The organism is Dietzia sp. SYD-A1 (assembly GCF_015356725.1).
GTDB lineage: Bacteria > Actinomycetota > Actinomycetes > Mycobacteriales > Mycobacteriaceae > Dietzia.
This window is the reverse complement of the sequence record NZ_JADDKI010000045.1, coordinates 1-4772: the sequence shown is the minus strand read 5'-3', so window position 1 is coordinate 4772 and position 4772 is coordinate 1. Positions and strand designations below refer to the sequence as shown.

Here is a 4772-nt window from a genome sequence, read left to right as displayed (position 1 = left end):
GCCGACGACCGTGGTGGCCCGTGAGGGTCTGGCCGGCGCGGACCCGGCTGAGGTGGATCCGGCGGTGGTGGATCGGTCGGGGCCCGACCTCCCCCGCAGGATCTCGATGATCCAGGGCACCGCCGCGACGATCGCGAGAACCGCCCACCAGCCTATGGACACCCGCCACCCGGCGAGCTCGTCGACGGGCACGGCGACCAGGGCGGGCACCACCGTTCCCAGTTGGAGGCCGGTGATGTACGCCATGCTCACGGCCGCCACGTGCCGGGGAAAGTACTTCTTGACCAGCGGCGGAGCCACCACGTTGCCGATACCCATCCCGGCGAGCGCGACGAGGGATCCCGCTCCCATCACCCATGGGTCGTGGGCGAAGGCCCGGAGGATCTGGCCGGCCGCGGCCGCCGTCATCGCCAGGACGGTCAGCACCTCCAGACCCGTCCGACGGAGCACGACGGGGGTGAGGACGCCCCAGAGGGCGAACATGGCCGTGGGCACCATCCCGAGCAGTCCCATGCCCCCGGCACCGAGACCGATCTCGGCGTCGATGACCCCCAACAGCGGGCTCAGGGACGTGACGGCGGTACGGAGATTGAGCGAGACCAGGACGACGCCGAGCAGGGCCACCACGGGAAAGGCGAGCGTGCCGGTGGGGGTGGCTGCTCGCGGGGAGCGACGGTTCATGCGTCCGGGTCGCCGATGTACTCCTCGACGGTCCGGGCCATGGCCTGCAGTCCGTCCATCGCGGCGGGGCGGGATCCCGGGTGTAGCGCGTGCACCGCCAGCCTGAAGACCGCCGCCCGAAGCACCATCTGCGGCCAGTCGTCGAGGTGGCGCCATCGCGGGAGCACCCCGGCGTCGACGGTCCCCCAGGAGAGGTGGTCGATCGCGACGACCGCCGCCGACCACGAGGCCGGGCGGGCGTACGGCACGACGTCCGTCAGGGCGGGCTCCTCCGACGAGTCGAACAGCAGTCCCCGTGCGAGGTCACCGTGCACCACCCCGGAGTCGGACGCCGGGTCGACCGGCCGGCGGAGTCGGATCAGCCCGGTCGCGCCGAGCAGCGCGGCCGCACGGTGGGTGGCGAAGGGAGTTCCCCTGTCCTCCATGCCGGGGCCGAGATCGCGCTCCGGGTCGCCGTCCCACGCCGCCGCCTCGGCGATGGCGAACAGGTCGGACTCCGTCCACGGCCGGGTGGCCGGACGAGGAGACGGCCGTGGCCGATCGACTCCGCTGAGCGCCGCGTTGATCCGCGCCGACCAGGCGATGGACTCGTCTGCTCTGGCCTCGGGGCGTCCCGTGACCGCCCGGTCGGCCCGCCAGCCGCTCACCACGTGCCTGCCGTCCGTCGACCGCACCGGCTGAGCCACGCGCAGCCCGGTGACGTCGAGTTCCTCCCGCACGCGCGCCGACCAGTTGGCCAGGGCCGTGTCGGCGACCGGCCGCAAGACCACAGGGAGTCCCGACGCGGTGACGAGCCACCCCGTCCCGGACCCGGCCACCACGGGGACGGCAGGGCCGGCCACCACGCCGAAGGCGCCGCGGACGTGGTCGGGGACGGTCACGTCGTTCACGTCGTTCACCGTACTCACCCCCGGTTCAGTACCCGGGCAGGGACGGGTCGACATCGCGGGTCCAGGCCTCGATCCCGCCCTCCAGCGACCGCACGCCCGCGAAACCCGCCCCGGTCAACGTCGCCGCCGCGCGGGCGGAGCGCACACCCGACTTGCAGTACACGACGAGCGGCCCCCGGGCCGCGGCCCGCCCGAGGGCCCCGGTCGGGTCCGAGGCCACCTCGGCGACCGTGTCCAGCGGTACCCACACCGAGGGATCGATCGCCGCGATCGATCGCTCCCCCGCACCACGGACGTCGACCAGGACGGGTGCGACAGCCCCGGATGACCCCGCCCCCGCCAGTTCGGCGGCCAGGGCGGTCGCCGACACGGTGGGCACGTCCTGCGCGTCCGGCGACCTGACCTCACAGCTCTCGACTCCCCCGTCCGGCAGACACGTCACCGGGGTGCGGGACGGGTCCGGTCGGATCGTCACGGTCCGGTGTGTGGTCTCGAGCAGGTCCATCAACACGAGTCGGCCGAGCAGCGGCCTGCCGGACCCTGTGATCAGCTTGACCGCCTCCATCGCCATCATCGATCCCACCGTGCCGCACAGCGCACCCACAACCCCGGCCTCGGCGCAGCTCGGGACCGAGCCGGGTGGCGGCGGGGCCGGGTAGAGGTCCCGGAGGGTGACGGGGTCCGCGGGCGTGGGCGGACGGGACCAGAAGACGGCGAGTTGGGCCCGGAAGCGGTCGATCGTCCCCCAGACGACCGGGATCCCGGCGATCTCGCAGGCATCCGAGACGAGGTAGCGCGTCGAGAAGTTGTCGCTGCCGTCGACCACCAGATGGTGGCCCTCGAGCAGAGCATCGATGTTCAGCGCGTCGAGTCGGGCGTGGACGGCCTCCACCCTCACTCCGGGCGCCAGCTCGGCCAGTCTCTCCCGGGCGGACTCGACCTTGGGTCGGCCGATCGCCGGCACGGAGTGGATCACCTGACGGTGCAGGTTGCCCTGGTCGACCTCGTCGTCGTCGATCACGGTGATGCGCCCGACGCCCGCCGCGGCGAGGTACATCAGGACCGGCGCGCCGAGGCCTCCCGCCCCCACCACGAACACCGACGCGGCACGCAGACGACGCTGCCCCTCGTCACCGACGGCCTCCAACAGAAGATGCCGGGAATAGCGGGCGCGCTCCTCCGCCGTCAGAGAGGGCACCGGGGACACGAGGGGCGGGAGCGCTCCGGTGCCGTCACCGGCCACGGGGGTCACCGGTTCACCGGCGGGCCGTCGGGGTACGGCCACGCGTTGTAGAGGCAGGTGTCGTCGTTGTCCGGGACCACGCCCTCGTTGTCGAGGACGAAGATCTCGTGGTTGGCGACCCCGAGGGTCTGTTGCATCATGATCGGCGCGAGCGCCCCGTCCGCGGGGCACGGTTCGTGGTCCGGGTAGCCGATGGCGTGGCCGACCTCGTGGTTGACGAGGTACTGCCGGTAGGAACCGATGTCGCCCTGGAAGGACCGCGCGCCGCGGATCCACCGGGCGAGATTGAGGTAGACCCTGTCGGTGGACGGGTTGTAGCAGCTGGTCTCGAGCTCGATCTCGTAACCGCAGTTCTCACGGACGGTGCGGGGACTGGCCAGGCTCACCCGGAACGCGGGCTCGTCACCGGACGTGCGCTGGAACGCCACCGCCCCGTCCGCCGTCCAGCTCTTGGGGTTGGCCAACGTCGCGTCCACCATCCGGGCCACCGAGTCGTCGCCTCCGAAATCCGTCGTGTCGATGCCCTCCTCGACCTCGACGGTGTAGGTGAACTGCTCGGCCTCGGGACGCCCCACGCGGTCCGTGCCCCCGGGCACCACCCGGAACACGCCCTCGCCGGCCTCCTCGAACGGCCCCCCGTCCGGCAGCTCCCCGCTCGGGGGCACCTGTCCCCGCGGCGGCTCCCCCATCAGCGCGGGAGTCTCCGCCGTCTCTCCCACGCCGTCGCCGTCGTCCGGACCGGCACCCGTCACGGAGTCGGCGATCACGAGCGCGGTGAGCACCACCAGAACCGGGATCGCGTACGCGCGCCACCCCCACGTGGTGAAGAACCGGCCGACAGGGCTCTGTTTGCGCAGATGGTCTCTGGCGCCGGGGACCGAACGGCGACGCCCGGGGGTTCTCTCCGCCTCGGGATCCCAGGGAGCGCGCAGCGGCTCACCGTGCGGAGGGTAGTACGGAGTACTGTGCCCGCGCTGGCCCGGAACGCCACCCCGAGCGGTGGGCTCGGCGTCGACATCGTTCGACATCCGGCGACGGCCGTCGCTCATCCGCGCCTCCACGTCCGCTCCGGTCAGGCCCGCGTCAGGCCCGAGTGATGGTCTCCACGATTCCACATCCCGAGGTGGTCGCCTTCTCCGGCACTCCGCGGGTACGGGTATTGTGCGTCAGGCCCGGTCGACCGTCGACCCGACGTCCGGGAGGACAGGAGCCAGACGATGACAAGCCCGGGCGGACCGTTTCCGACGGCTCCGGGGCGCGCCAGGGCCACCCGGCTGCCCCGCGGCGCCCGACGCCGGCAGCTCCTCGACGCCGCGGGGGCCGTCTTCGTCGACCAGGGCTTCCACTCCTCGGGGATGGACGACATCGCCGTCCTCGCCGGCGTCTCCAAGCCTGTGCTCTACCAGCACTTCGACTCCAAGCGGGACCTGTACATCGAGGTCCTGCGTCACCACGTGGACGAGCTGCTCGGCCGCATCCGGGCGGCGCTCGACTCGACCTCCGACAACCGGCGCCGTGTCGAGGCCGCCGTGGACACGTTCTTCGCGTACGCCGATTCCGATACCAAGGGTTTCCGCCTGGTGTTCGCCTCCGAGTCCGGCGACGAGGACGTCCGGCGCGAACTCGACCGCGCCACCGACGGCTGCATCGACGCCGTACACGACCTGGTTCGGGGCGATTCCGGGCTCGACGCGCACCGGTCGCGACTGCTCGCGGTGGGCCTGGTGGGGGCGAGTCGGGTGAGTGCCGGGCACTGGCTCGACGCGGGCCGACCGATCTCCCGCGCCGACGCCGTCTCCACGACGGTCACCCTGTGCTGGGGTGGACTGTCGAAGATCCCCCGCCAGGGCGGGGATCGTTCCGCCAACGACGCCCACCCGCAGGATTCCCGCGCCCACGACTCCTAGGAGCATGGGTCAGTAATGGCTCGAAGCGCGCCGAGAGTACGGCGGAGTGCG

5 protein-coding genes are annotated in these 4772 nt (G+C 72.3%); 1 reads left to right on the top strand and 4 read right to left on the bottom strand.

What is annotated here, in order from left to right; all coding sequences use genetic code 11:
- The 4 genes from IY392_RS02500 to IY392_RS02485 form a co-directional block, all read right to left on the bottom strand.
- Positions 1 to 681 (bottom strand): CynX/NimT family MFS transporter (locus IY392_RS02500; RefSeq protein WP_375292881.1); only part of this gene is annotated, 681 nt, incomplete at its 3' end.
- Positions 678 to 1571, bottom strand: coding sequence for a TIGR02569 family protein (locus IY392_RS02495; protein WP_231750497.1), 894 nt, complete (start codon positions 1569 to 1571; stop codon positions 678 to 680). The genes IY392_RS02500 and IY392_RS02495, both read right to left, overlap by 4 nt.
- 25 nt (positions 1572 to 1596) lie before the next feature.
- A complete protein-coding gene (locus tag IY392_RS02490; RefSeq protein WP_309233981.1) occupies positions 1597 to 2823 on the bottom strand; it encodes a ThiF family adenylyltransferase in 1227 nt (408 codons plus the stop codon).
- The gene (locus IY392_RS02485; RefSeq protein WP_194305441.1) at positions 2820 to 3863 is read right to left on the bottom strand and encodes a DUF3152 domain-containing protein; all 1044 of its coding nucleotides are present in this window, start codon (positions 3861 to 3863) and stop codon (positions 2820 to 2822) included. The genes IY392_RS02490 and IY392_RS02485 overlap by 4 nt, the downstream gene beginning before the upstream one ends.
- Before the next feature lie 168 nt (positions 3864 to 4031).
- Between IY392_RS02485 and IY392_RS02480 the strand changes: the two genes are divergently transcribed.
- Entirely contained in the window at positions 4032 to 4721 is a 690-nt protein-coding gene (locus IY392_RS02480) for a TetR/AcrR family transcriptional regulator (RefSeq protein ID WP_107755956.1), read from the top strand.
- Positions 4722 to 4772: the final 51 nt, after the last annotated feature.

Coding starts and splice junctions, on each gene's coding strand:
- IY392_RS02480 (WP_107755956.1), top strand. CDS start 4,032: ATGACAAGCCCGGGCGGACCGTTTCCGACGGCTCCGGGGCGCGCCAGG.
- IY392_RS02485 (WP_194305441.1), bottom strand. CDS start 3,863: ATGAGCGACGGCCGTCGCCGGATGTCGAACGATGTCGACGCCGAGCCC.